We start from the raw sequence: 24827 nt of genomic DNA, 5'->3' as shown, positions 1-24827 counted from the left end.
CAGCGAAGGACTTTCGCGGGCATCACTGGACCTGCCGGAATCACGTTAGACCACTTCTGCCAGCCCATATGGAAGGGGATATGACCGAGCAGCCGAACCGTCAGAAATTGGCCGCCGACGGCATCACCGCGCCGCTGCGGTTCACCGTGTTCCGGCGCATCTGGCTCGCCAGCCTGCTCTCCAATCTCGGCCTCCTCATCCAGGGCGTGGGCGCGGCCTGGGCGATGACGCAGATGTCGGCTTCCGCCGACCAGGTGGCGCTGGTGCAGACCGCCCTGATGCTGCCGATCATGCTGATCTCGATGCCGGCCGGCGCCATCGCCGACATGTATGACCGCCGCATCGTGACCCTGGTGTCGCTCGCGATCGCGCTGACGGGCGCGTCCGCGCTCACCATCCTGGCCGGGCTCAAACTGATCACGCCGGAGACGCTGCTCGCCTTCTGCTTCGTCGTCGGCAGCGGCAACGCGCTGTTCGGGCCGGCCTGGCAATCCTCGGTCAGCGAGCAGGTGCCGCCCGAAGCATTGCCCTCGGCCGTCGCGCTGAACGGCATCAGCTACAACATCGCGCGCAGCTTCGGTCCCGCGGTCGGCGGCGTCATCGTCGCCGCACTCGGCGCCGTCGCCGCGTTCGCCTGCAATGCGATCCTCTATCTGCCGCTGCTGGTGGTGCTGCTGCTCTGGCGCCGCTCGGTGGAGCCGTCGCGCCTGCCGCGGGAAAAGCTCAACCGCGCCATGGTCTCGGGCTTCCGCTACATCACCAATTCGCCGCCGATCAAGATCGTGCTGCTGCGCACGCTGGTGATGGGCCTGATCGGCGGCGCCATCATGGCGCTGATGCCGCTGGTCGCGCGCGACCTGTTGCATGGCGGCGCGCAGACTTACGGCATCATGCTCGGCGCGTTCGGCATGGGCGCCGTGGTCGGTGCGCTCAACATCCACGAATTGCGCAAGCGCATGAGCGGCGAGGCCGCGATCCGCGCCTGCACCATCTCGATGGCGTTCGCGATGGCCGCCCTTGCCGTGAGCACCGAGCCGGTGCTCACCGCAACCGCGCTGGTGCTCGCCGGCGCGGTCTGGATGGCGGCGGTCGCGCTGTTCAATATCGGCGTGCAGCTCTCGGCGCCGCGCTGGGTGGCGGGCCGCTCGCTCGCGGCGTTCCAGGCCTCGATCTCCGGCGGCATCGCGATCGGCGCCTGGGGCTGGGGCCATCTCACCGACTATGCCGGCGTCGAGGTCGCGCTGCTGGTTGCTGCCGGCCTGATGCTGATCTCGCCGCTGCTCGGGATCTGGCTCACCATGCCGCGCGTCGGCGCCCGCAACGAGGACGCCGACGTGCTGGCCGATCCCGAGGTGAAGCTGTCGATCACCGGGCGCAGCGGGCCGCTGGTGGTCGAGATCGAATATCGCGTGTCCCAGGAGAATGCGCGCGCCTTTCACAATGTGATGCAGGACGTGCAGCTCTCGAGGCAGCGCAACGGCGCCTATGGCTGGTCGATCGCGCGCGACATCGCCGATCCCGAATTGTGGACCGAGCGCTATCACTGCCCGACCTGGTTCGATTACCTACGCCAGCGCAACCGCTCGACGCTGTCCGAACGCGCGCTGCATCAACAGGCGATCGATTTCCACATCGGCCCCGAGCCGGTGCGCGTCCGCCGCATGCTGGAACGGCCGTTCGGCTCGGTGCGCTGGAAGGAAGAGACGCCGGACCGCGGCAGCAAGGAGGTGCTGCCGGTGGTCGCGACTGCGGCGGGGAGCAGCACGTAAGCCGCGTCATTCCGGGGCGGACCGTCAGGCACGAACTATCATGCGCGATTGCGCATCAGAGAATCCATTTCCCAACGCATATGCCACTCGGTGGATTCCGGGTTCGCGCTTCGCGCGCCCCGGAATGACAGTCACTGCCCGTGGTCGGTCAGCACCTTGTCGCAGGCCTTGCTGAGGCGGGAGCGGTTCTGCTTCAGGCAGGCGAGCACGGCGCCATCGCCATTGTTCATCACGGCGCGGCAGTGACGGCTGACATCACGCGCACAGGCATCGTGACCGGGCTGCTGTTGCGCGGACGCAGCCGATGCGCACAGAAGCAAAGAAACAGTGAAAAGAAATCTGGTCATCGCGTAATGCCTTTACCCGAAAGAAAGTGGGGCGAAGCTAGTGCGACGATCTCTCAGCCGCAACGGCTTTATTGGCAGCAGACACCTTCGCCGCCGCGTGGCTCCGGCTTGACGCCGGGGCACATCGGTGGGGAGCTCGCAGATCGCGACGCTTGCGGCGTTGCAAGTTCTCTTAATGACTGTCCTGAGCGTCAGCGACCTTGCGTGAGGCGCCCTTGGCGAGGTCCTTGTCCATCACCGCGCGGCAGCCGGCGCTCAGATCCGAGCGATGCTTCATCATGCATGCGGTGATCTTCGGGATGTTGGGGATTTCCGACGAGCAGAGGCGGAAGGCATCGCCGGTGCACATCTGCTGCGCTTCGGCCGAGAAGGCGAAGCTCGAGGTCGTCGACACGATGGACACCATGGCGGCAAAGCCCAGCGCCAGGCTGGTGTCGCGGATCTTGGCCGAGAAGGACTTGGTCATTTGAAGCTCCCATTGGCACCGCGGACGGCGGGCCCTTGTTGATGGGAACTACGATGCTCCGGCAAAACAGTTTCCACTGTGATGACGGTCACGGGCAGCCCCCCTTCTGTGACATCGGTCACTTTGGCGCACCCCGCTGAAATTCCACCGCATCCGCTGTCGTGTTGGTGTCACGTTAACTGTTCCTTCGCATTAATGGCTCGTCGCGCGGGGGATTCCGCCGGTTTGGTTGCGTAATTGGAAAGAGTAGCGATGCGTAATGCGTTGGGCCTGATGCTGGCCAGTGTAGTTGCCGCGGTCGTCATCGCCGCCGGCGGTTGGTTTTATTATTCCGCGCGCGCCGACCAGGGCGCCCCCAAGACAGTTGCCGCCCGTGCCGCCGATCCGTTGCCGGCACCGGCGAAGCTCGTCGCCAGGGACGACGTCGAGACCACCGCCACGGTCGCGGCCAGGCCGACGGCATTTGCCCAGGCACCCGCGCCCGCCCCGGCCATGCCGATGCAGCCGAAACAGGCCTGCGCCAATCCGAACGCGCTGGGCGTCTCCCGCGTGGTCGAGATCGACACCACCGGCGGCCCCGGCTTCGGCTTCGATCATTTCAAGCAGTTCGACTTCCTCACCGACAAGGAGGTCGTGCTGACCTTCGACGACGGTCCCTGGCCGGTGAACACGCCCGCGGTGCTGAAGGCGCTCGCGGATGAATGCACCAAGGGCCTGTTCTTCTCGGTCGGCAAGCATGCGACCTATCATCCCGAAATCCTGCGCCAGGTGCTGGCCCAGGGCCATACGGTCGGCACTCACACCTGGTCGCACGTCAATCTGAACGGCAAGAAGATGACCGAGCAGATGGCCAAGGACGAGGTCGAAAAGGGCATCAGCGCGGTGAAATTCGCGCTCGGTGCCAACCCCGCGCCGTTCTTCCGCTTCCCCCAGCTTCAGCACAACCCGGCGATCGTGAGCTATTTCGGCACCCGCAACGTCGCGATGTTCTCGACCGACATCGACTCCTTCGACTTCCGGAAGGGCGCGACGCCGGAGAAGATCATCGAGACGGTGATGACGCGGCTCGACAAGCTCGGCAAGGGCATCATCCTGATGCACGATTTCCAGAAGCACACCGGCGAAGCGCTGCCGGCGCTGCTCGCGCGCCTCAAGGCCGGCGGCTACAAGGTCGTGCAGATGAAGGCCAAGACGACGCTTCAGACGCTGCCGGAATATGATGAGGCGCTGATGAAGGACATGAAGGTGCCGACCGCGAGCACGACCCAGCGTCCGATCTCGAGCGTGGTGCAGACGGTTTCGCAGTAACGAGACTGATCAGATCCGGATCTCTTGCGTCATGGCCGGGCTCGTCCCGGCCATCCACGTTCTTGGATCAAGGCCGAAGACGTGGACGCCCGGGTCAAGCCCGGCATCAAGGAGGTCGACGACGGCATTTGGCTCGTCAGCTTCATGCACTATGATTTGGGATATTTCGACCTGGAGCAGAAAACCCTGCACCCCCTCGACAACCCGTTCGGCACGAGGTTGTCACCCATCTCTTAGGTACGATCCGTGACCTATGTCTCCGGGCCGGACATTTAGGCGCTGGTGCCGCAAGAGGGATTCGAACCCCCGACCCCGTCATTACGAATGACGTGCTCTACCGACTGAGCTATTGCGGCGAACCCTGCCGGGATCTCGGCGAGGCCGGTCCCGATACGCGCGCTCCTGATATCGGGCACGGCCCGAATTGGCAAGAACAAGCGGGAGGCGAAATGCGCCTCACGCGCCCCAGCGGGACCAGAATCCGCGCCAGCCGCCGGCCTGGGCCTTGGCGTGGCCCTTGGGCGTGCCGATTTGTTCCGTAAATTCATCGGTCGGGCCGTCATCGTCGATCCCGGGATCGTCGGGGGCGCGGACGATCGGAATGACGGCCTGGATCGGCACGGAAGCAGGCATGCCGAGGTCGGCGCGGGTCCGGAACACCGGGGTTGCCGCAACCGGCGATGATTCGGCGATTTCGGCGGCCGATTTGACCGGCTCGGCGGGCGGGGCGGCCGGCTCCTCCTTGGCGACTTCCTTCGAAGCTTCCTTCGAAGCTTCCTTGGGAGCTTCCTTGACGATTTCCTTGATGGGCTCGTCGACGACCTCCTTGGCCTCGGGAGGCGAATTGTCCTGGGCGGCCGGCGCCGGAACGGGCGTGGCCGCGGGCGGTTCCACCGGGGTTTCGGTCGGAGCCGCCGTCACCCGCTTCGGCGGCGGGGCGGCCAGCATGGCCTCCTCGAAGGCCGAGGATTCGATCGTGGTGCCCTTGTCGGACGGAAGGCTCGCGACCGGCGTATGCCACTGGAAGGCGTCGAGCCGGCCGGTGACCGGGGAGACCGGCCGCCAGCGGTCGCTGACATAGCCGTCCGCGGTCCAGGCCGGATCGTGGCGGGCACGCACCGCGCGCAATGTCCAGGCGCGGGCCCGGCCGCTGTCGCCATGCTCGGCGCGCTCGAGCTCGGCCATCAGCAGCGCCACGCGCTGGGTCGGATCGTTGACGTAAGGCGCCAGCACCTCACGCGCCCGCGCGAATTCGGACGCATCGATCGCGGCACGCGCGATCGCGAGCTGGCCCTCGACATGGCCCATCTTGTCGGCGGATGTCTTGGCCGCGAGCGTCTCGACCCGCTGCAAGCGCTGCCGCGCGGAATCGCCGAGCTTCACATGCGCATAGGCATCGGCGAGATCGGGATGCGGATTGGCGAGCCAGGCGGCCTCGACCAGCTTCATGGCACGGCGCACCTGATGCGCCTCGCTCTCGAATTTCGCGGCAAGCACCGCGGCTGGCACCAAAGTCGGCGCTAGCTTGATCGCCTCCATCACGCTCTCGCGCGCCACGTCGCGGTCCATGGTCTCGAGTTCCAGCGCGCGTGCGGTGAGCAGCACGCCGCGCTGCCGCCGATAGGCCTTCTTGTCGATCAGGCCCGCGGCCAGATTGGAATCGAGAATCGCGAGCGCGCCGCTCCAGTCGCCGCGTGCGCAGCGGAAGCCGAGCACGGCATGCGAGGCCCAGGTCGAGGACGGCGACAGCTTGATCGCTTCTTCCGCGATCATGACGGCACCGACCGCATCGTCGGCGCGCTGCGCCTCGATGAACAGGCCGCGCAGGCCGAGCAGGCGGGTATCCTCGCGCTCGGCCATGGCGCGGAAGACGCGCTGGGCCTCGTCGCGGTTGCCTTCGAGCTGGGCCGACTGCGCGTGCAGCAGCAGCGCCAGCGGATCGTTCGGCGCAAGCCGCCGGGCAGATTCGGCATGACGGCGCGCAAGCCCGATATCGCCATGGCCGATCGCGAGCAGGCCGTGGGTGATGGCGTGGCGGCCGCGTGCGTGGCGCTTCTCGCGGCTGCGGCGGCGCAAGCGCCCGGGCGCGCGCCAGACCATCGTCACGATGCTCCAGACCAGCACGACAACAGCGGCAAAGACGCCAAGCAGGAACACGAACCTCGGCAACGTCGTCGAGGCGCGGAAACCGCCTGCGGTCAGGACGAGATCGCCAGGCTGATCGGCAACCCAGGCCGCGCCGGCCGCTGCCAGCGCAATCAGGACAAGGAAGAGGACGATGCGAAGCATGGCGATCCCTATACGCGCTGATTATTGCGCGAACCTTATTGAACAGGCTTGGCGAGATCCGCCATGGCGTCGTCTGCGAATTTGCGTGAGGCGGCGAGCGCGGCGTCGCGCGCATCGGCCTTGTCGAGCCAGGTCTGCGCCGGCGCACGATCGGCTTCCGGCAGCGTCTTCAGCTCGCGCCGCGCCTCGACGAAATCGTTGCGCAGCGCCGCAGCCGTGACCCGCGCAACAATCGCGCCGCGATCGTTGCCGACCCCGTCGGTGCGCTCGATGCGAACGAGCTTCGATGCTCCGGCCTGAAGACGCTCGACGATGCCGGCACTCGCGGCCGGCGCTTCCGCCGGCGGCGAGAGCTTGGGCACGATGTTGAGCAGCTCGCGGCTCAGCGCGACCGGCGTCGGGATGCCCGCCGCCGCAAACGCATCGAGCGGCTTGAGCATGTCGGGCTTGGCTGCGAACGACCGCGCTGCGGACAGCTGCGACTGATAGGGATCGCCGTGGCGAACGGCGACGTCGAGCAGGGCCGCTGCCACCACATGGCGCAGCGGCTTGTCGTCCGCTGACTTCGCATTGGCGATCTTCTCGCCCTGCTGCGCGAGCTCCGCCCTCTCGGTCCTGCTGGCGCGCTCGAGCTGCGCGACGCGCTCGTTGAGAGCGGCAAGATCGGGCGCGGCAATGCTTGGTGCGGATTTCGTGTCGTTCAGGGCGCTCGCGGTCTTGTCGGATTGCGTGCGCAGATTGGCGATGTCGCTGCGCAAGGAGCTTGCGGATTTTTCCAGCGCGTCGATCCGCGCCGCCATGGCGGGATCGACGGCGGGCCTGCCCGCCTTGGCTTCGACCGCGGCGACGCGACCGGCGAGCGCATCGACGGTCGCGCTCGTCACTTGCGGCGCGGCAGGCGGCGCCTGCACGGCAGGCCAGCCCAGCAGCCAGCCGACGGCGATGACGAGCGCGGCAGCGACGGCACCGGCGAACGGCGCAATGACCCAGGGCGAAACCGGTGGCGAGGCGGGAGCGGGCGCGGCCGCGGCCTGCTCCTCGACGTGCTCCGGCTCGGCAGTGGCCGGCTCGGATTTTGCCTGCTCGGGCTCGGCGGGCTCCGGCGGAGCTTCAGGCTCACCCGCCGTCTCCTGCGGCTGGGTCGAGACATCAGTCGCCTCGAGGTCGATGGTCGGCGGTGTCCGCTTGGCACGGCCGGACTCGGGGGCCAATCCTGTATCTTCAGGCTTGTCGTCGGCCATCGTGACGGTTCCTCACACTTCCATACCAGAGCGGACCCGATTACGTCGGATTCGGCCCGACCTCTTACGCCAAACGGGTCCTCAAAGCACGCTCCAAGGTATCAAATAAGGCATTTTCGTCTGGCGTTGCAGCCACCAGAACCTGCGACGCACCGGCCTCGCGCAGCACAGCGGCCACGTTCTCGGACAGGCAGCATTGTGGGATCGCCAATGCCGAAATTTCAACGCCTTCGTCGCGCGCCGCATCCAGGAACGCCCGCGCGCTGCGCCGGGAGTAATGCAGCACCGCCTCGATCCCTTGAGCAGCGAATCCATCGCAGACCTCGCGCGGAAGAATTTTGACCGGCGCCATGCGATAGGTCGTCTGCGTCACCACGCTGAATCCTTCCGCACCGAGCTCGCCGCCGAGATCGCGCGACAGATCCGCACCCGCGAGATAAAGCAGCGTGCTTTTTGCCTCTAGCAGCTTCTCGCGCGCGCTCTGCATCACCTTGTCGCGCAAGGAAGCGGCATCGCCGCCGGCGACGATCACATTCGTGAAGCCGGTCTCGCGCGCAACAGCGGCCGTATGCTCGCCGACGACAAACACCGGCAGCTCCACAAGCCCGAGATCCCGCAACTGCGGCGCCACGGCGCGGATCGCATTGGCTGACGTCACGATGATGGCGCCATAGCCCGCCTCGCTCTCGTCATGGAAAGCGACCGGCTCGAACTTGAGCACCGGCGCGAGCAGCACCGCATGCCCCCGCGCACGCAGATTGTCGGCGGTCGCCTCATTGTCAGGATGCGGCCGTGTGACAAGAATGGACATCGCTGGTGTTCCCGGGCACGACGCATTGACGAGGACGGCCGCGCGTGACGATTGCGCAAGCCGACCCCGGAATGCTACCGCGTTACCAGAACTCTGCTTTCCGGATGAGCGCAAGGGCGCAAATTGGATAACAATTCGCCAATGCTGGTATTGGGCATCGAAACCACCTGCGACGAGACCGCGGCGGCCGTGATCGAACGGGCGGCCGACGGTGCCGGCAGAATCCTGTCCAACATCGTGCGCTCGCAGGTCGAGGAACACGCCCGCTTCGGCGGCGTGGTGCCGGAGATCGCCGCACGCGCGCATGTCGACCTGCTCGACGGCATCATCGACCACGCCATGAGCGAGGCCGGCATCGGCTTCGCCGAGCTCGACGGTGTCGCGGCGGCCGCGGGACCGGGCCTGATCGGCGGCGTCATCGTCGGGCTCACCACCGCGAAGGCGATCGCGATGGTGCATGACACGCCGCTGGTCGCGGTAAACCATCTGGAGGCGCATGCGCTGACGCCGCGCCTCACCGATGGGATCGAATTTCCCTATTGCCTCTTCCTCGCCTCCGGCGGCCATACCCAGATCGTCGCGGTCACCGGCGTCGGTCAATATGTGCGGCTCGGCACCACCGTGGATGATGCGATCGGCGAGGCCTTCGACAAGGTCGCGAAGATGCTGGGTCTGCCCTATCCGGGCGGCCCACAGGTCGAGCGCGCGGCGGCGAGCGGCGATGCCACGCGGTTTGCGTTTCCGCGGCCGATGCATGGGCGCCCCGACGCCAATTTCTCGCTGTCGGGATTGAAGACCGCGGTGCGCACCGAGGCGAGCCGGCTCGGCAAAATCACGCCGCAGGACATCAGCGATCTCTGCGCCAGCTTCCAGGCCGCAGTGCTCGATTCGACTGCCGACCGGTTGAGTGTTGGCCTGAAGCTCTTTCGCGAGCAGTTCGGCGCGCCGCGCGCGCTGGTGGCGGCCGGCGGCGTCGCCGCCAATCAGGCGATCCGCGGCGCCCTGCAAGACGTTGCGCAACGGGCCGGAACGCAGCTGATCATGCCGCCGCCCGCGCTCTGCACCGACAATGGCGCGATGATCGCCTGGGCCGGCGCCGAACGCCTGGCGCTCGGCCTGACCGACACGATGGAAGCCCAGCCGCGCGCACGCTGGCTGCTCGATGCCAACGCGACGGCGCCGGCGGGTTACAGCAAAACGCGGGCGGGATACTGAATGGTGTGGTGTCGCCACGGGCTCAGCTTCACCTCGCCCCGCGGGCGGGGAGAGGTCGGATTGCATCGCAGATGCAATCCGGGTGAGGGGGACTCTCCGCGAGTCTCTCTGTCACCGTCCCCGCGGAGCCTCCCCCTCACCCCAGCCCTCTCCCCGCAAGCGGGGAGAGGGAGTGGAGAGATCGAGCCATGACCGCGTTCCAGTCCGTCGCTGTGATCGGGGCCGGCGCCTGGGGCACGGCGCTGGCGACCGTGGCGGCGCGCGCCGGGCGGAACGTGACGCTGTGGGCGCGCACTGCGGAGCATGCGGCGCGGATCGCATCGACCCGCGAGAATCCGCGGCTGCCCGGCGTACGGCTGGCGCCTGAGATCGCCGTCACGCACGAGCTTGCCGACGCCGCAGGTGCCGACATGATCCTGATCGCAACTCCGGCTCAGCATCTGCGCGGTGCGGTCAACATGCTCGCCTCGCATCTGGCGAAGCCGGCGCCGATCATTGCCTGCGCGAAGGGTATCGAGCACGGCACCCACAAATTCATGACTGATGTCATCGCTGAAGCCGCGCCGCACGCGCAACCGGCGATCCTGTCGGGCCCGAGCTTTGCCGACGACGTCGCGCGCGGCCTGCCCACGGCGGTGACGCTGGCGGCGAAGGACGAAGCCTTGGCGAGCGCGCTGGTGCAGGCGCTGGGCTCGCCGACGTTTCGGCCCTATCACTCCACCGACATCCGCGGTGTCGAGATCGGCGGCGCCGCCAAGAACGTGCTGGCGATCGCCGCCGGCATCGTGGTCGGCCGCAACCTCGGCGCCTCGGCACTCGCCGCGCTGACCACGCGCGGCTTCAGCGAGCTGGCGCGGTTTGGGCGCGCCTGCGGCGCGCGCACGGAAACGCTCTCGGGCCTCTCCGGCCTCGGCGACCTCTTGCTGAGCTGCTCGACCGCACAATCGCGCAATTTCGCGCTCGGTATCGCGCTCGGCCGCGGCGAGGCCGCGCCGGCGGGCAAGCTGGCGGAAGGCGCGTTCACCGCGCCGGTGCTGGTCGAGCTCGCGGCGGCGCGGAACGTCGACATGCCGGTCTCGCAGGCCGTCGCCGCCATCCTGGACGGCCGGCTGACGATCGACGCCGCGATTGAGGGATTGCTGACGCGCCCCTTCAAAGCCGAGGAATAGCACCCGAGCGTCGGGTAGTACTTCACGGCCTCTGCACGCTGGTCTAGCCTAGCGGTACACCGCAGGATCCCGGTCCAACAATAATCAAACGGATCCCAGGGGAAACCGCATGCGCAAACCGCAGCACGCGATCGTTTCGATCGCCATCATCACGCTTGTCGCCACTGCCCTACCCACCGCTGCCTACACCGAGGCCGCGATCTCCTATGACGAGCTCGCCAAGAACGAGGCGGCCGCCAATGCCGAAAACGGCAAGCGGGTCGCGCCCGTCAAATCCATCGCCAATCCCTCCAATGACGTCAGCTCCGACATGCAGGCCATGATCGGCGCGCCATTTCCGCCGCACTTCAATGCAGATCCCAAAACCCCGGCGGAGTGGAAGGAACTGATCGAGCGGCGCGCAAAGCTGTCGATCGCGAACGTTCCGACGATGAAGGAGAAGCTCGGCGTCAAGGTCGAGGAGACCAAGATTGCCGGCGTGCATTGTTTCATCGTCACGCCCAGCAAGATCCCGCCCGAGAACCGGCGGCGCCTCCTGGTCCACGTCCATGGCGGCGGTTATGTGTTCGGGCCGGGTGAAGCCGCGTTGCCGGAGGCGATCATGATGGCGGGCTTTGGCGGCTTCAAGGTCATCTCGGTCGACTACCGTATGCCGCCCGATTTTCCCTATCCCGCCGCGATGGACGATGCGATGGCGGTCTGGAAGGAGGTCACCAGGGACCACGACTCCCGCCGCATGGCGATCTTCGGCACGTCGACGGGCGGCGCGATGACGCTCGCGATGGTGCTGCGGGCCAGGGACGAGAAGCTGCCGAGGCCGGCGGCGATCGCGCCGGGCACGCCGTGGTCCGACATCGACAAGGTCGGCGACACCTATGCCAGCAACGAGTGGGTCGACAACGTGCTGGTGACCTGGGACGGCTGGCTCGGCCGCGCCGCAAAGCTCTATGCCAACGGGACGGACCTGAAGAATCCCTACATCTCGCCGATCTACGGCGACTTCAAGGGCTTTCCGCCGACCATCCTGACATCGGGCACGCGCGATCTGTTCCTCAGCAACACGGTTCGCACGCATCGCAAATTGCGGCGCGCCGGCGTGATCGCTGATCTCAACGTCTATGAGGGTCAGTCTCACGCGCAGTACCAGTTCAACATCAACGTGCCCGAGACGAAGGAAGCCTTCACCGACATCGCAAGGTTCTTCGATCGATATCTGAAGGAGTGAGGGCTGCGATGGACCCGCGGATGCCCGCGCTTGTCGCGGGCATCCGCGTGCCCTAAACATCGCACCGGCGTATCCAGGAACGGGGCAGATTGCGATGAACTACTGGCTGGTGAAATCCGAACCCTCGGTGTGGTCCTGGGACCAGCAGGTCGCGAAGGGCGCCAAGGGCGAAGCCTGGACCGGCGTGCGCAATTACACCGCGCGCCAGAACCTCGTGAACATGAAGAAGGGCGACAAGGCGTTCTTCTATCATTCCAACGAGGGCAAGGAGATCGTCGGCATCGCGGAGATCATCAAGGAGGCCTACCCTGATCCGACCGACAAGACCGAGAAGTTCGTCTGCGTCGACATCAAGGCTGACAAGCCCTTGAAGACGCCGGTGACGATGGCCGCGATCAAGGCCGAGAAGAAGCTCGCAGACATGGCGCTGGTGAAATATTCGCGCCTGTCGGTGCAGCCGGTGACCGCGGAGGAGTGGAAGCTGGTCTGCAAGATGGGCGGGGTCTAATCCGCCACGAATTGTAGGGTGGGCAAAGCGAAGCGTGCCCACCCTACGGAATCCGCGCTTGCGTCTCCGGCAGCGCGAGCACCTCGCACGGCGAGGCAATGCCGCGCAGCTTGTGCAGTCCGAGCGCGATCAGCTGCATCTCCGTCTCCGCCGCAAGCGCGCCCGACACCAGCACGGTCCTGCCCAGCGGCTTGCACAATCCCTCGAGCCGGCTGGCGAGATTGACGGCGGGACCAATCGCGGTGAAGTCGAGCCTATTGGCGGCGCCGATATTCCCCCACAGGATCTCGCCGAGATGAAGCGCGGCGCCGAACCACAGCGGCGGCAGTCCTTGCGCGCTGCGCTCCGCGTTGAGATACGCCATGCCGGCTTCGGCCGCGCCTGCGGCACGCAGCGCGGCATCGCAGGCATGGCGCGGTGACGCCTCGACCACTGGAAAGATCGCAAGCACGCCATCGCCGATGAATTTCAGCACCTCACCGCCAAAGGCATGGACCGCGCCGGCGATGCGATCGAACCAGGCATCGAGCGCCGCGATGACATCGGCAGGTGGTGTGGTCTCCGACAAGGTCGTGAAATTGCGCAGATCCGCATAGAGCAGCGCCGCCTGGATGGTCTCGCCGAGATCGCGCCGCAGCGGCGCGGCCAGCACGCGCGCCGCGCTGCGCTTGCCGAGATAGGCCTCCAGCGTCGCGCGCAAGGTGGCGCGGGCGGCGAGCACGGCAAGCGGCGTCGCGGCAAAGCGCGCCGCTTCGCGCAATCGCGCGATTTCGCCCGATGTGAACGGCCGCGGTCCGATCCAGCCGAGCAGCGGGCCATCTTGTCGCCCGACGACGTCTTCGTGCACCTCGCCGGCCGCGATGTCGCGCAGCCAGCGGCGGCCGGCATCGTTGGGTAGGTCGGGCGCGAGTCCGCCCGGTGCAAAGCCGAGCGCTTCGATCACCCGGCCGGTGTCGGCGCGCCACAGCCAGGTCCGCTTCGCGATCAGGGGATGCGGCACCTCCAGCGTCAGGCTGCCGGCCGCAAGCGGCACGCCGTCGGCGACCAGATGCGCGCCGAGTTCCGCCAGCAGGCGGTCGGCCCCGGGACTGTCCGAGGCGGCGTCGACGAGCCAGGCGAGGGTAGGGGAGAGCTGCATGATCCGATGATGGCGAAGCGAGACCGACTTTGTCACGAGCAATCCTTGACGGAGCCCCGTAGCGCCGCCATGTCCCATCGTCAGCCCAAGGCAAGACCATGGATGATCGCCGATGACCGAATCCTTCGTAGTGCGACGCGAGACCCAGATCGCAGCCCCCCGCGCCACCGTCTTTGCCTATTTGACCGACCCCGAGAAGATCCTGAGTTGGATGGGCTCGGATGCGACCACCGAGCCGCATCCCGGCGGGCTCTATCTGCTGAGGGGCATCGGCCCGCGCGGCGGCGTCGGCCGCGGCGCCTTCCGCGAGGTCGTGCCGGTGCACCGCCTCGCCTACACGTTCGGCTGGGAGGGCGGACAGGAAGTGCCGCCCGGCTCGAGCCTGATCGAGATCGACCTGATCGAACGCGACGGCGGCACCCTGCTGCGCATGACCCATAGCGGCCTGCCGACCGAGGAGCAGGCGGCCGCGCACGCGACGGGGTGGGCCCATTATCTGGGACGGCTCACCACTGCGGCCGCGGGCGGCGATCCCGGCCCGGACATGGGTGTATCAACCAAGGCGTAGCTCTCGTAGGGTGGGCAAAGCCACCGGGTCGCGCGAACGCGCGCCCGATGACAGGCTCCGCGTGCCCACGCATTTTTGCGACCATGGAGAGATGGTGGGCACGGCGCTTTGCGCCTCCGCCCACCCTACGACAGTTGCGGCAGCACGACTTAAACCGCCGCGGTCGCCACCACCTGCGCCAGCAGCTGCTCGCGCCGCGCTTGCGAGCGCTGGCCTTTCATCGTCGCCGCAAAACGCTCGAGGATGCCCTCCTCGAAGGCCGTGACGATGGTGTCGTGGACGTAGCTCTTACGGCAGATCGCCGGCGTGTTGGAGAGCTTGTCGGCGGCGGCGCGGATCGCGTCCAGCACCTGCTTCTTGCGGCCGCGCTGGCTGGTCGCCGGCGTGATCCGCGAGAGCGATTCCACGACGACGGCAGAGGCCATCAGCGTGCGAAAATCCTTCAGCGAAATCTTGATACCGGCGATCTCGCGCAGGAACGCGTTCACCTGCGTGGTGTTGACCGCGCGCACGATGCCGTAGGCATCGCGATACTGGAACATGCGCTTGCCGGGAACCCCCTGCAAAATGCCGATGGCGCGGACCAGCTTGGCCGCGTCGCACTCTTTCCGCACCGCCTTGCCGCCCTTCGCCTTGAAGGTCAGCACGAAGCAGTCGTCTTCCAGCGTGACGTTGGACTTCAGCAGGGTGGTGGCGCCGCGGGTGCCGTTGAGGCGGGCATAGGATTCATTGCCGGGGCGGATCGCGGTGCGCGCGATCAGCTCGATCACGGCCGAGAGCGCGAATTCGCGCGTCGGCTCCTCGCCCGACAGGAACGCCGAGACCTTGCGCCGGATCTTTGGCAGCGCACCGACGAGCTTTTCCAGGCGATGCGCCTTGCGGTGCTCGCGAACCTTTTCCCAGTCGGCGTGATAGCGATATTGCAGCCGCCCCGCGGCATCGCGTCCCACGGCCTGGAGATGCGAGTTCGGATCGGCGGAGTAGCGCACCTCGCGATAGGCCGGCGGCACCGCCATGGCGTGCAGACGGCGGATGGTGCGGGCGTCGCGGATATGGGCGCCGTTGGGACGGACGAAGGAATAGCCCTTGCCGCGCCTGATACGGCGGATGGTGAGCTCATTCTGGTCGCCGAGCCGCAGGCCCAGCTCCCTCGCGAGGGCCTCGACCGTCGCCGCGGGCGCCTGGTCGAAGACTTTTTTCGGGCTGGGGCGGGCGGAACCGGCCGATTTCGGCCATTGTCCAAGGGCCTTAGCCAGCGCAATAGCGGCAGGATCGGCTGAAGCGGGCCGCATCGTCCCGAGATTCTGCTGATCCATCATAGTGTTATGCCTTGACCCTGTTTGTTGTCGTTCAATGCCGCTGTTCTGATTTTTGTTCCCTGGGGTCTCTTTTGGACCCGGGTTAGCCACTTAGGGTGTTCCGAACCGTATTGCGAGTCCCGAATCAGTGACAGACGGTTCCTAAATACCTCCATCAGGCGCATGGGCGCCCTGCGCGGGGCCTATTCCGGAGATTTGGGTAAAGAGCCGTAAGCCGCCGCTCCGGCCTGTTTCAGATTTGCGACAGCCGGCCCGCGCAGCTTGATCCGCCGTATGGCGGGCCGCTCGCCGAAGGTCCAGCTTGTGCGGCTTGTCGGGGCCGGTTAGCCCGACGCATAATCGATTCAACGATCAGGTCGGCTTGCCAGTCGCATGCGTTCGGCTTGGCGTAGGTGGAGGGAAACATGTCCGAGAAGATTTACGACGTCCCGGCGGAGTGGGCCAAGCGCGCCTGGGTCGACCAGGCCAAGTACAAGGAGATGTACGCCCGCTCGATCTCGGACCCGAACGCATTCTGGGCCGAACAGGCCAAGCGCATCGACTGGATGAAGGCGCCGACGAAAATCGAGAACGTCTCCTTCGCGCCCGGCAACATCTCGATCAAATGGTTCGAGGACGGCGTCCTCAACGTCGCCTGGAACTGCATCGACCGGCACCTGCACACCCGCGCCAACCAGACCGCGATCATCTGGGAAGGCGACGATCCCTCGCAGTCCAAGCACATCACCTACAAGGAGCTGCATGACGAGGTCTGCCGGATGGCCAACATCCTGCGCACCCGCAACGTCAAGAAAGGCGACCGCGTCACCATCTATCTGCCGATGATCCCGGAAGCGGCCTATGCGATGCTGGCCTGCGCGCGGATCGGCGCGATCCACTCGGTGGTGTTCGCCGGCTTCTCGCCTGACAGCCTCGCCCAGCGCATCAACGATTGCCAATCCAAGGTCATCATCACCGCCGATGAAGGCCTGCGCGGGGGCAAGAAGGTGCCGCTCAAGGCCAATGTCGACGCAGCGCTCACTAAAGCCGACGGCGTCGACTGGGTCGTCGTGGTCAAGCGCACCGGCGGCCAGGTCGAGATGAATCCGTCGCGCGATCTCTGGTATCACGACGCTGCCAAGATGGTGACGACGGAATGCCCGGCCGAGCACATGCACGCCGAGGACCCGCTGTTCATCCTCTACACCTCAGGTTCGACCGGCCAGCCCAAGGGCGTGCTGCACACCACGGGCGGCTACCTCGTGTTCGCCTCGATGACGCATCAATACGTCTTCGACTATCACGACGGCGACATCTACTGGTGCACCGCCGACGTCGGCTGGGTCACCGGCCACAGCTACATTCTCTATGGACCGCTGGCCAACGGCGCGACCACGCTGATGTTCGAAGGCGTGCCGAACTATCCGGACAATTCGCGGTTCTGGAACGTCATCGACAAGCACAAGGTCAACATCTTCTACACCGCGCCGACAGCGATCCGCGCCTTGATGCAGTCGGGCGACGAGCCCGTGAAGAAGACCTCGCGCGCGAGCCTGCGCCTGCTCGGCTCGGTCGGCGAGCCCATCAATCCCGAAGCCTGGGAGTGGTATTACCGCGTCGTCGGCGACGATCGCTGCCCGATCGTCGACACCTGGTGGCAGACCGAGACCGGCGGCATCCTGATCACGCCGCTGCCGGGCGCGACCAAGCTGAAGCCGGGCTCGGCGACGCAGCCGTTCTTCGGCGTCGTGCCCGAAATCGTCGATGCCGACGGCAAGGTGCTGGAGGGCGAAACCACCGGCAATCTCTGCCTGACGCGCTCCTGGCCCGGCCAGATGCGCACGGTCTATGGCGACCACGCCCGCTTCGAGCAGACCTATTTCTCGACCTACAAGGGCAAATACTTCACCGGCGACGGCTGCCGGCGCGATGCCGACGGCTATTACTGGATCACCGGCCGTGTCGACGACGTCATCAACGTCTCCGGCCATCGCATGGGCACCGCGGAAGTCGAGAGCGCGCTGGTCGCACATGACAAGGTCTCGGAGGCCGCCGTGGTCGGCTTCCCGCACGACATCAAGGGCCAGGGCATCTACGCCTATGTCACGCTGATGGCCGGCGTCGAGCCGACCGACGACCTGCGCAAGGAGCTCGTGACCTGGGTGCGCAAGGAGATCGGCCCGATCGCCTCGCCCGACCAGATCCAGTTCGCGCCGAGCCTGCCCAAGACGCGCTCCGGCAAGATCATGCGCCGCATCCTGCGCAAGATCGCCGAGGACGAGCCGGGCAGCTTGGGCGACACCTCGACCCTGGCCGATCCCGCCGTGGTCGACGACCTCGTCAAGAACCGGCAGAACAAGAAGTCGGCGTAAGGCACGCTCTCGTGCCCCGGACGCAGCGCAGCGCGCCTTCGCGGTGCGCTGCTGAGCCGGGGCCCATCCAGCCGCGCCTAAGGAAACACTGGGTCCCGGCTCTGCGCAGCAACGCTACGCGTTGCAGCGCGTCCGGGACACGAGACCGCGTCACCCGCTCCACGCCCCCTCAACAACGCCGGTTCACATCCTCACGCTCTTGTCAGGGCGCGAGCCGGCATGGCCGCATCTTTCCGGTCGAGTGTTGTTTTCTTGTCATTTACTTTATTTCGAACATTTCCTTTGTTCCCCCCGCTGGCGGGCCCTTGGCGGCCGCGCGTGGAAACCATCCGGTTAACGCGCGCGGTTAAGATTGTCTGGGCATGCTGGGGATTGCCGGTTGTGCGTAGATTTCAACGAATCCGTTCAAGGGGAAATTCGATGTCGATGAGGATTGCGGTGGCGTTGGCCGCCACCATCGGAGCAGGGGTCTTGATGTCGACGGCGGCCGAGGCGCGGCCGGAAATGGTGGGAGCGCATCTCGCCGACTATTCGCCGGGCACCATCGTGGTCAAAACCAGCGAGCGACGGCTCTATCTCATCCTCGATAACGGCCACGCCGTGCGCTACCCGGTCGGCGTCGGCAGGTCCGGCAAGCAGTGGGCCGGCACCACCCGCATCGACGGAAAGTATCGCAATCCGGCCTGGTCGCCGCCCGCCGAGGTCAAGCGCGACAAGCCGAACATGCCGGACGTGATTCCGGGCGGCTCGCCGCGCAATCCGATGGGCGTTGCGGCGATGACGCTGGCCGGCGGCGAATACGCCATCCACGGCACCAACGTGCCGGGCTCGGTCGGCGGCTTCGTCTCCTACGGCTGCATCCGCATGCTCAACGACGACATCACCGATCTCTACGGCCGTGTCTCGGTCGGCACGACGGTGGTCGTGACGCGCTGATCGAACAGATCAGGACAGGACACAGAAAGCCGCGTCATCCGACGCGGCTTTTTTGCTACCAGAAGCGCCAGCTGCGGGCGCACCAGCCGTCGCGATGGCCACCATTGTAGCTGCGCGCGTAACCGCCGGCGAGCAACGCCGCTGAAACGTTGGCGGTTCGCCTGGTCGCGACGTCGGCAAGCACGCGGCCGTATTTGTCCTGGCCAAGATTGTAGATCGTCACACCGCCCTGGCCGAGCAGGTTGCGCAGCGCGTCGCTGGCGGCTTCGGCCTTATCCAGCTCGTCCTGACAGGATGCTTTCATCTCGGGCGCGTCGATACCGCGCAGACGGACGCGTGCGACGAGATCGCGGCCACCCTGCTGATGCACGCGCGCGAGGAAAGTATCGCCGTCGACGGTCCTGATGACATCGACCGCCAGGCGCGTGTCGGAATTGCCGGACTGCTGCAGGATGATTTTGGCATCGCGCGACTGTCCGTCATCCGCATGCGGAATGGGCCAGATCGTGCCCTGGCGGAAGCCGAGCACAATCGCCGTCACGACGCCGACCACGAACATCCACGGCAGCAATCCGGAGAAGCGGCGGCTGAACGGCGAGCCGCTGTATGAGCGCCGGTAGGGATGATTGGGGTCGAAGCGCGACATCCGCGCACGCTAGGGCTGAGTCGGCTGAACCGGCAAGATGCCTTAAAAATCCGAGGCGATCCCTTTCCGCTCCCAATCGCCGTAGCGGGTGGGTTCAGGCCCCTTCGGTCCCTGCAATTCCTTGGGCGCCGCTTCGGCATGCGCCTTAGCCGCAGCCTGCCGGCGCGCTTCGGCTTCGGCCAGCGCGCGCTGGGCGGCCGGCGAAAGCTGCTTGCGATCGGGAGCGGAGGGCTGGTCACTCATCGTGGACGGTTCCTAGCGCAGGATCACGGCACACGCGAGGTCCAATATCGCATTGCTGAAATGGTGATCGTGGCCTGCAAAGGCGAGATGCCATTCTTACATTTGGCATATTCGCGTGCCAGATGTGGATTCGTTAAGGCATGCGCCCATCGCGGCGGAACTGCCGCTCGCTCAGAACCTTGCTTCCGCATGCCATCTCAACGTTTCGCCCCTCCGTCCGAAGTGCCTGGTCTTGCGGCACGGCGGATTGCCGCCGACATCCTGGACGGCGTGCTGCACAAGCATCGCACGCTTGACGACCAGCTCGACGGCGGCGGCGCTCACCCTGGACTGAAGACACTGGCCGACCGCGACCGCGCGCTGATGCGCCGCCTGGTCGCGACCGTGCTGCGCCGGCTCGGCACACTCGGCCATGTGCTGTCCCGCCTGCTCGACAAGGGCATTCCTTCCGATGCGCCGCGCGCGCAGAGCGCGCTCTTGATCGGCGCCGCACAGATCCTCTGGATGGACGTGCCCGATCACGCTGCGGTGGATCTCTCCGTGCGCCTCGTGCAATCAGATCGCCGCGCTGCGCGCTATGCAGGTCTCGTCAATGCCGTGCTGCGCCGCTGCGCGCGCGAGGGCAAGGCGCTGGTCGAGGAAGTCGCCAATCAATCGCTGGATCTGCCGCCCTGGCTGCTCGCGCGCTGGAGCGCGCATTACGGCGAGGCGACCGCGAGGGAGATGGCGCTGGCGCTCGGCCACGAGCCCTCGCTCGATCTCACCGTCAAGTCGGACGCCGCGCAATGGGCGAGCCGGCTGCATGGCGAGACGCTGCCGACCGGGACGGTGCGGATGCTGCTGCACGGCTCGGTGACGATGCTGCCGGGCTTTGCCGAAGGACAATGGTGGGTGCAGGATGCCGCCGCCGCGCTGCCGGCGCGGCTGTTCGGCGACACCAAGGGCAAGTCCATTGCCGATCTCTGCGCCGCGCCCGGCGGCAAGACCGCTCAGCTGGCGTTATCAGGCGCGCAGGTCACCGCGATCGACCGCTCGCCGGCCCGGGTGGCGCGGCTGCGCGAGAATCTGGCGCGGCTGTCGCTCCAGGCCGAGACTATCGTCGCCGACGCCGTGGAATGGGCCGGCCCGTCAGAAGGTTTTGACGGCATCCTGATCGATGCGCCCTGCACCTCGACCGGCACGATCCGCCGTCATCCCGATGTCGCGTGGCTCCGGCAGGAATCCGATATCGCGACGCTGGCCGCGCTCCAACAGCGGTTGCTGAAGAAATCCATCTCGCTGCTGAAGCCCGGCGGGACGCTGGTCTACTGCACCTGCTCGCTGGAACCGGAGGAGGGCGAGCAGGCGATCGCTGCCCTGCTCCAGGCCGAGTCCGGCCTGCGGCGCGTGCCGATCGAAGCTTCCGAGGTGTCGGGACTGAGCGAGATCGTCACCTCCGAGGGCGACCTCCGCACCCTGCCCAGCCATCTGCCGAACCCCGATCCCAAGCTCGGCGGGCTCGACGGATTTTACGCGGCCCGGCTCGTTAAATCCTGATTTTGCACCGGATTTTGCCACCACGATCCTGATTCGGACCGTTCAAGGTGGTGTCAGCCGTCCGATTTTGGGATTAATAAGGATTCGTCGGAATCCTCTCCCCTCCAAGGCAAGGCGTGTCGGTCGCTCAACGCAGACGTATCTCGACGCTGGTGATGAACCGCTTCGCGCGGAACATGCTCGCGCGCGCGACCGGCGGCCCCGTTGCGCTGTCGCGGGTCTGGCCCGGCCGTACCGACCGGCTCATCATCGCGCCGCATGATCTGCGTACCGCGGATGCGACCCGCGCCGCGGAGATCTATGCCGGCCGCTTTGTGTTCGCCGGCAAGATCGTCAATTGCCATGGCCGCTCGATCTTTGATCTCGAGCCGCCGTCCGAGGATTGGGAGGTCGCGCTGCTCGGCTTCGGCTGGCTGCGCCATTTACGTGCCGCCGACACTGCGCTGACGCGGGCCAATGCGCGCGCGCTGGTCGAGGACTGGATCGCAAACCCCGCCAACAAGCGCCGCCCGGTCGCACGACGCGCGGACGTGCTGGCGCGGCGCGTGATCTCGCTATTGTCGCAGGCGCCGCTGGTGCTGGGCGACACCGACAACAAATTCTATCGCCGTTACTTGCGCGCGCTCGCGCGCGAGATCCGCTTGCTGCGTTACAGCATGGTCGACATCCCCGACGGGGTGCCGAAGCTCCAGGTGCTGATCGCGCTGTGCTACACGGCACTGTGCCTCGCCAATCAGGCGCGTCACATCCGCAGCGTCTCGAAAAAACTCTCGGACGAGTTGCAGCGGCAGATCCTGCCCGATGGCGGACACATCTCGCGCAACCCGGGCGCGCTGATCGAGCTCTTGATCGACCTGTTGCCGCTGCGGCAGACTTTCGCCGCGCGCAACATCGCGCCGCCGCCGGCGCTGCTCAATGCGATCGACCGCATGATGCCGATGCTGCGCTTCTTCCGCCACGGCGACGGTAATTTCGCGCTGTTCAACGGCATGAGCGCGACGCCCTCGGACCTGCTCGCGACGCTGCTCGCCTATGACGACACCCACGGCGCGCCGATGGCGAACATGCCGCATACCGGCTTCCAGCGCCTCGATGCCGGCCAGACCACTGTGATTATCGACACCGGCCCGCCGCCGCCGGCTGGCGTCAGCCACGACGCCCATGCCGGCTGCCTGTCGTTCGAACTGTCGTCCGGCATCAGCCGCATCGTCACCAATTGCGGCATGCCGACCACGGGCCGTGACAATTGGCGACCGTTCGCGCGCGGCACCGCGGCGCATTCGACGCTGACCTATCACGACACATCCTCATGCCAGTTCGTCGAGATGTCGGCGATGAAGCGGCTGCTGCACGGCTCGCCCGTCACCAGCGGGCCGGTCGAGGTCGAGAGCTATCGCGAGGTGGTGCAGAACGGCACGCTGCTGACGACCTCGCATGACGGCTATCTCTCTAAATTCGGCGCGATCCATCGCCGCGTACTGATGATCGCCAATGACGGCGCGCGCATCGACGGCGAGGACACGCTGTCGCCGCCGCAGGGCGGGCGCTTCAAGGGCGCGGACGCCGATTTCGCGCTGCGCTTCCATCTGCATCCGGCCGTCAAGGCGAGCCGGCTGTCGGATGCGCGCGGCGTCATGCTGGTGCTGCCGAACCGCGACGTCTGGACCTTTGAGGCATTGGACGACAAGGTCGATCTCGAAGACAGCGTGTTCCTGGCCGGCAATGACGGCCCCCGCCGCACCGCCCAGATCGTGATCCGCCAGGACGCGCGGCAAGCGCCCTCGATCCGTTGGAGCTTTGTCCGCTCCACCGCCTCGCCGACCGTCACCAATGCCCGCCGTAACGCCCGGCGCGAGCCGGAACTTCCGCTGTAAACAGGCGCGATCCGGTCCTATCCAAAGCGTTTTCGAGCGACGTGGATACCGGTTCGCGTAAAGAAAACGCGTCAAAACAAGAACGTAGAGCCCCGTTCCGATTCCATCGGAACGGAAATGGCTCTACCCGTTGAGACACGCGTCAAAAGCTGCTATCGAGCCCTCGCTCGCGCGACTGGCGACCTTGGATGGAGCACCATCGGGAAGCGCGACACATATCTGCCGCGCGCCTGGGCATAGACACTCCCTTAGCTGAGGATCTTGCTCATGACTGACCAACCCCGCCGCGTCACCCGCGCCCTTCTCTCCGTTTCCGACAAGACCGGCCTGATCGAGTTCGCCAAAGCGCTTGCCGCGCACGATGTCGAGCTGGTCTCGACCGGCGGCACTGCGAAAGCGATCGCCGCGGCCGGCCTCAAGGTGAAGGACGTCTCCGACCTCACCAGCTTCCCCGAGATGATGGACGGCCGCGTTAAGACGCTGCATCCGAAGGTGCATGGCGGCCTGCTCGCGATCCGCGACAACAAGGAGCATGCGGAGGCGATGAAGGCGCATGGCATCGCGCCGATCGACCTGCTCGTCGTCAATCTCTATCCGTTCGAGGCCACCGTCGAGAAGGGTGCGGGCTTCGAGGATTGCATCGAGAACATCGACATCGGCGGCCCCGCGATGATCCGCGCCGCGGCGAAGAACCATGACGACGTCGCCGTCGTGGTCGAGGCCGACGACTACAAGGCTGTGCTCGACGAGCTCGCCGCCAACAAGGGTGCGACCACGCTGAAGCTGCGCCGGCGGCTGGCCGCAAAGGCCTATGCGCGCACCGCGGCCTATGACGCCGCGATCTCGAACTGGTTCAACCGCCAGCTCGAGATCGACGCACCCGACTTCCGCGCCTTCGGCGGCAGACTGATCCAGTCGCTGCGCTATGGCGAGAACCCGCACCAGACCGCCGCGTTCTATGCCACGCCGGACAAGCGCCCGGGCGTGTCGACCGCGCGGCAGCTGCAGGGCAAGGAGCTCTCCTACAACAACATCAACGACACCGATGCGGCTTATGAATGCATCGGCGAGTTCGACGCCAAGCGCACCGCGGCCTGCGTCATCGTCAAGCACGCCAATCCTTGCGGCGTCGCCGAAGGCGCGAATCTCGTCGAGGCCTATCGCAGGGCGCTCGCCTGCGATTCCACTTCGGCGTTCGGCGGCATCATCGCGATGAACCGTCCGCTCGACGCCGACACCGCGCGTGAGATCACGAAGATCTTCACCGAGGTGATCATCGCGCCCGATGCCAGCGAGGAGGCGATCGCCATCATCGGCGGGAAGAAAAACCTGCGCCTGCTGCTCGCCGGCAGCCTGCCCGATCCGCGCGCGCCCGGCCTCACGGCCAAGACGGTTGCCGGCGGCCTCCTGGTGCAGAGCCGCGACAACGCCGTGGTCGACGACATGACGTTCAAGGTCGTGACCAAGCGCGCGCCGACCGATGCCGAGATGCGCGACCTGAAATTCGCGTTCCGGGTCGCCAAGCACGTCAAGTCCAACACCATCATCTACGCCAAGGATCTCGCCACCGTCGGCATCGGCGCGGGCCAGATGAGCCGCGTCGATTCAGCCCGCATCGCCGCGCGCAAGGCCCAGGATGCCGCGAACGAGCTGAAGCTCGCCGAGCCGCTCACCAAGGGCTCGGTCGTGGCGTCGGACGCGTTCTTCCCGTTCGCCGACGGCATGCTCGCCTGCATCGAAGCCGGCGCCACCGCCGTGGTGCAGCCCGGCGGCTCGATGCGCGACGACGAGGTGATCAAGGCTGCCGACGAGCACGGCATCGCCATGGTGTTCACGGGCACAAGGCATTTCAGGCATTGAGGCCCCCG

Annotated in this window: 22 protein-coding genes, 1 tRNA gene and 1 riboswitch; of the genes, 13 read left to right on the top strand and 10 right to left on the bottom strand. The window is 66.4% G+C overall.

All coding sequences use genetic code 11. The annotated features are described in order from the left end of the window. The first annotated feature begins 80 nt into the window (after positions 1-80). Positions 81-1769, top strand: a complete 1689-nt coding sequence (locus AAFG16_RS00415) for an MFS transporter (protein WP_283083048.1) — start codon at positions 81-83, stop codon at positions 1767-1769. A gap of 131 nt (positions 1770-1900) precedes the next feature. Here the strand turns inward: AAFG16_RS00415 and AAFG16_RS00410 are convergent, their stop codons facing one another. Further along, positions 1901-2116, bottom strand: a complete 216-nt coding sequence (locus AAFG16_RS00410) for a cysteine rich repeat-containing protein (protein ID WP_027561760.1) — start codon at positions 2114-2116, stop codon at positions 1901-1903. A gap of 172 nt (positions 2117-2288) precedes the next feature. Then, positions 2289-2582 carry a hypothetical protein gene (locus tag AAFG16_RS00405; protein ID WP_342736439.1) on the bottom strand — a complete coding sequence of 98 codons (294 nt, stop codon included), beginning with the start codon at positions 2580-2582 and terminating at the stop codon, positions 2289-2291. Positions 2583-2834: 252 nt separating this feature from the next. Here AAFG16_RS00405 and AAFG16_RS00400 point away from each other — a divergent pair, with 252 nt between their 5' ends. Beyond that, a complete protein-coding gene (locus tag AAFG16_RS00400) occupies positions 2835-3890 on the top strand; it encodes a polysaccharide deacetylase family protein (RefSeq protein ID WP_342736437.1) in 1056 nt (351 codons plus the stop codon). 81 nt (positions 3891-3971) lie between these two features. Then, entirely contained in the window at positions 3972-4127 is a 156-nt protein-coding gene (locus AAFG16_RS00395) for a hypothetical protein (protein ID WP_342736435.1), read from the top strand. Between the two features lie 43 nt (positions 4128-4170). On the opposite strand, the gene AAFG16_RS00390 is transcribed toward AAFG16_RS00395, so the two are convergent. The 4 genes from AAFG16_RS00390 to AAFG16_RS00375 all read right to left on the bottom strand — a co-directional run bounded on the left by AAFG16_RS00390 (position 4171) and on the right by AAFG16_RS00375 (position 8231). Beyond that, positions 4171-4246, bottom strand: a tRNA-Thr gene (locus AAFG16_RS00390). 100 nt (positions 4247-4346) lie between these two features. Continuing rightward, entirely contained in the window at positions 4347-6179 is a 1833-nt protein-coding gene (locus AAFG16_RS00385; protein WP_342736433.1) for a heme biosynthesis HemY N-terminal domain-containing protein, read from the bottom strand. Positions 6180-6214: 35 nt separating this feature from the next. After that, positions 6215-7420 (bottom strand): hypothetical protein, encoded by a 1206-nt coding sequence (locus tag AAFG16_RS00380; protein WP_342736431.1) that lies wholly within the window; start codon positions 7418-7420, stop codon positions 6215-6217. Between the two features lie 64 nt (positions 7421-7484). Next, positions 7485-8231: a uroporphyrinogen-III synthase gene (locus AAFG16_RS00375; RefSeq protein WP_342736429.1), complete on the bottom strand. Its 747-nt coding sequence runs from the start codon at positions 8229-8231 to the stop codon at positions 7485-7487. Between the two features lie 141 nt (positions 8232-8372). Between AAFG16_RS00375 and tsaD the strand changes: the two genes are divergently transcribed. From tsaD to AAFG16_RS00355, 4 genes are all read left to right on the top strand, one after another. Then, the gene (gene tsaD / locus AAFG16_RS00370) at positions 8373-9446 is read left to right on the top strand and encodes a tRNA (adenosine(37)-N6)-threonylcarbamoyltransferase complex transferase subunit TsaD (RefSeq protein ID WP_342736427.1); all 1074 of its coding nucleotides are present in this window, start codon (positions 8373-8375) and stop codon (positions 9444-9446) included. A 188-nt stretch (positions 9447-9634) separates the two neighbouring features. Continuing rightward, complete coding sequence (locus AAFG16_RS00365; RefSeq protein WP_342736425.1) at positions 9635-10615, top strand: NAD(P)H-dependent glycerol-3-phosphate dehydrogenase; 981 nt, start codon at positions 9635-9637, stop codon at positions 10613-10615. A gap of 109 nt (positions 10616-10724) precedes the next feature. Then, a complete protein-coding gene (locus tag AAFG16_RS00360; protein WP_342736423.1) occupies positions 10725-11840 on the top strand; it encodes an alpha/beta hydrolase in 1116 nt (371 codons plus the stop codon). 94 nt (positions 11841-11934) lie between these two features. Beyond that, positions 11935-12348, top strand: coding sequence for an EVE domain-containing protein (locus tag AAFG16_RS00355; RefSeq protein ID WP_283083039.1), 414 nt, complete (start codon positions 11935-11937; stop codon positions 12346-12348). 43 nt (positions 12349-12391) lie between these two features. On the opposite strand, the gene AAFG16_RS00350 is transcribed toward AAFG16_RS00355, so the two are convergent. Beyond that, positions 12392-13486 (bottom strand): adenylate/guanylate cyclase domain-containing protein, encoded by a 1095-nt coding sequence (locus AAFG16_RS00350; RefSeq protein ID WP_342741095.1) that lies wholly within the window; start codon positions 13484-13486, stop codon positions 12392-12394. A 112-nt stretch (positions 13487-13598) separates the two neighbouring features. Here AAFG16_RS00350 and AAFG16_RS00345 point away from each other — a divergent pair, with 112 nt between their 5' ends. Continuing rightward, positions 13599-14054 (top strand): SRPBCC family protein, encoded by a 456-nt coding sequence (locus tag AAFG16_RS00345; RefSeq protein WP_283083038.1) that lies wholly within the window; start codon positions 13599-13601, stop codon positions 14052-14054. A 149-nt stretch (positions 14055-14203) separates the two neighbouring features. Here the strand turns inward: AAFG16_RS00345 and AAFG16_RS00340 are convergent, their stop codons facing one another. Next, positions 14204-15373: a DNA topoisomerase IB gene (locus AAFG16_RS00340; protein WP_342736421.1), complete on the bottom strand. Its 1170-nt coding sequence runs from the start codon at positions 15371-15373 to the stop codon at positions 14204-14206. Positions 15374-15777: 404 nt separating this feature from the next. Here AAFG16_RS00340 and acs point away from each other — a divergent pair, with 404 nt between their 5' ends. Both acs and AAFG16_RS00330 read left to right on the top strand, forming a co-directional pair. Next, positions 15778-17724 carry an acetate--CoA ligase gene (gene acs, locus AAFG16_RS00335; protein ID WP_342736419.1) on the top strand — a complete coding sequence of 649 codons (1947 nt, stop codon included), beginning with the start codon at positions 15778-15780 and terminating at the stop codon, positions 17722-17724. 420 nt (positions 17725-18144) lie between these two features. After that, positions 18145-18660 carry a L,D-transpeptidase gene (locus AAFG16_RS00330; RefSeq protein ID WP_283083035.1) on the top strand — a complete coding sequence of 172 codons (516 nt, stop codon included), beginning with the start codon at positions 18145-18147 and terminating at the stop codon, positions 18658-18660. Positions 18661-18715: 55 nt separating this feature from the next. Here AAFG16_RS00330 and AAFG16_RS00325 read toward each other — a convergent pair whose 3' ends face one another. Continuing rightward, positions 18716-19306 (bottom strand): thermonuclease family protein, encoded by a 591-nt coding sequence (locus AAFG16_RS00325; protein WP_283083034.1) that lies wholly within the window; start codon positions 19304-19306, stop codon positions 18716-18718. 42 nt (positions 19307-19348) lie between these two features. Next, a complete protein-coding gene (locus tag AAFG16_RS00320) occupies positions 19349-19549 on the bottom strand; it encodes a succinate dehydrogenase assembly factor 4 (RefSeq protein WP_342736415.1) in 201 nt (66 codons plus the stop codon). Positions 19550-19738: 189 nt separating this feature from the next. Here AAFG16_RS00320 and rsmB point away from each other — a divergent pair, with 189 nt between their 5' ends. The 3 genes from rsmB to purH all read left to right on the top strand — a co-directional run bounded on the left by rsmB (position 19739) and on the right by purH (position 24819). Then, complete coding sequence (rsmB, locus tag AAFG16_RS00315; RefSeq protein WP_283083032.1) at positions 19739-21085, top strand: 16S rRNA (cytosine(967)-C(5))-methyltransferase RsmB; 1347 nt, start codon at positions 19739-19741, stop codon at positions 21083-21085. 155 nt (positions 21086-21240) lie between these two features. Continuing rightward, complete coding sequence (locus AAFG16_RS00310) at positions 21241-22959, top strand: heparinase II/III family protein (RefSeq protein ID WP_283087131.1); 1719 nt, start codon at positions 21241-21243, stop codon at positions 22957-22959. A 161-nt stretch (positions 22960-23120) separates the two neighbouring features. Beyond that, positions 23121-23202, top strand: a riboswitch (ZMP/ZTP riboswitch). 24 nt (positions 23203-23226) lie between these two features. Then, positions 23227-24819, top strand: a complete 1593-nt coding sequence (gene purH / locus AAFG16_RS00305; protein WP_342736413.1) for a bifunctional phosphoribosylaminoimidazolecarboxamide formyltransferase/IMP cyclohydrolase — start codon at positions 23227-23229, stop codon at positions 24817-24819. Positions 24820-24827 lie beyond the last annotated feature (8 nt).

Origin of the sequence: Bradyrhizobium sp. B117 (assembly GCF_038969555.1) — a bacterium.
Classification (GTDB): domain Bacteria; phylum Pseudomonadota; class Alphaproteobacteria; order Rhizobiales; family Xanthobacteraceae; genus Bradyrhizobium.
The sequence above is the reverse complement of the archived record's forward strand: the minus strand, read 5'-3'. Positions and strand labels throughout refer to the sequence as shown.

What these genes read in the sequence shown, in the direction of transcription:
- AAFG16_RS00415 (WP_283083048.1), top strand. Translation starts at nt 81, where the DNA reads ATGACCGAGCAGCCGAACCGTCAGAAATTGGCCGCCGACGGCATCACC.
- AAFG16_RS00410 (WP_027561760.1), bottom strand. Translation starts at nt 2,116, where the DNA reads ATGACCAGATTTCTTTTCACTGTTTCTTTGCTTCTGTGCGCATCGGCT.
- AAFG16_RS00405 (WP_342736439.1), bottom strand. Translation starts at nt 2,582, where the DNA reads ATGACCAAGTCCTTCTCGGCCAAGATCCGCGACACCAGCCTGGCGCTG.
- AAFG16_RS00400 (WP_342736437.1), top strand. Translation starts at nt 2,835, where the DNA reads ATGCGTAATGCGTTGGGCCTGATGCTGGCCAGTGTAGTTGCCGCGGTC.
- AAFG16_RS00385 (WP_342736433.1), bottom strand. Translation starts at nt 6,179, where the DNA reads ATGCTTCGCATCGTCCTCTTCCTTGTCCTGATTGCGCTGGCAGCGGCC.
- AAFG16_RS00380 (WP_342736431.1), bottom strand. Translation starts at nt 7,420, where the DNA reads ATGGCCGACGACAAGCCTGAAGATACAGGATTGGCCCCCGAGTCCGGC.
- AAFG16_RS00375 (WP_342736429.1), bottom strand. Translation starts at nt 8,231, where the DNA reads ATGTCCATTCTTGTCACACGGCCGCATCCTGACAATGAGGCGACCGCC.
- tsaD (WP_342736427.1), top strand. Translation starts at nt 8,373, where the DNA reads ATGCTGGTATTGGGCATCGAAACCACCTGCGACGAGACCGCGGCGGCC.
- AAFG16_RS00365 (WP_342736425.1), top strand. Translation starts at nt 9,635, where the DNA reads ATGACCGCGTTCCAGTCCGTCGCTGTGATCGGGGCCGGCGCCTGGGGC.
- AAFG16_RS00360 (WP_342736423.1), top strand. Translation starts at nt 10,725, where the DNA reads ATGCGCAAACCGCAGCACGCGATCGTTTCGATCGCCATCATCACGCTT.
- AAFG16_RS00355 (WP_283083039.1), top strand. Translation starts at nt 11,935, where the DNA reads ATGAACTACTGGCTGGTGAAATCCGAACCCTCGGTGTGGTCCTGGGAC.
- AAFG16_RS00350 (WP_342741095.1), bottom strand. Translation starts at nt 13,486, where the DNA reads ATGCAGCTCTCCCCTACCCTCGCCTGGCTCGTCGACGCCGCCTCGGAC.
- AAFG16_RS00345 (WP_283083038.1), top strand. Translation starts at nt 13,599, where the DNA reads ATGACCGAATCCTTCGTAGTGCGACGCGAGACCCAGATCGCAGCCCCC.
- AAFG16_RS00340 (WP_342736421.1), bottom strand. Translation starts at nt 15,373, where the DNA reads ATGATGGATCAGCAGAATCTCGGGACGATGCGGCCCGCTTCAGCCGAT.
- acs (WP_342736419.1), top strand. Translation starts at nt 15,778, where the DNA reads ATGTCCGAGAAGATTTACGACGTCCCGGCGGAGTGGGCCAAGCGCGCC.
- AAFG16_RS00330 (WP_283083035.1), top strand. Translation starts at nt 18,145, where the DNA reads ATGTCGATGAGGATTGCGGTGGCGTTGGCCGCCACCATCGGAGCAGGG.
- AAFG16_RS00325 (WP_283083034.1), bottom strand. Translation starts at nt 19,306, where the DNA reads ATGTCGCGCTTCGACCCCAATCATCCCTACCGGCGCTCATACAGCGGC.
- AAFG16_RS00320 (WP_342736415.1), bottom strand. Translation starts at nt 19,549, where the DNA reads ATGAGTGACCAGCCCTCCGCTCCCGATCGCAAGCAGCTTTCGCCGGCC.
- rsmB (WP_283083032.1), top strand. Translation starts at nt 19,739, where the DNA reads ATGCCATCTCAACGTTTCGCCCCTCCGTCCGAAGTGCCTGGTCTTGCG.
- AAFG16_RS00310 (WP_283087131.1), top strand. Translation starts at nt 21,241, where the DNA reads ATGAACCGCTTCGCGCGGAACATGCTCGCGCGCGCGACCGGCGGCCCC.
- purH (WP_342736413.1), top strand. Translation starts at nt 23,227, where the DNA reads ATGACTGACCAACCCCGCCGCGTCACCCGCGCCCTTCTCTCCGTTTCC.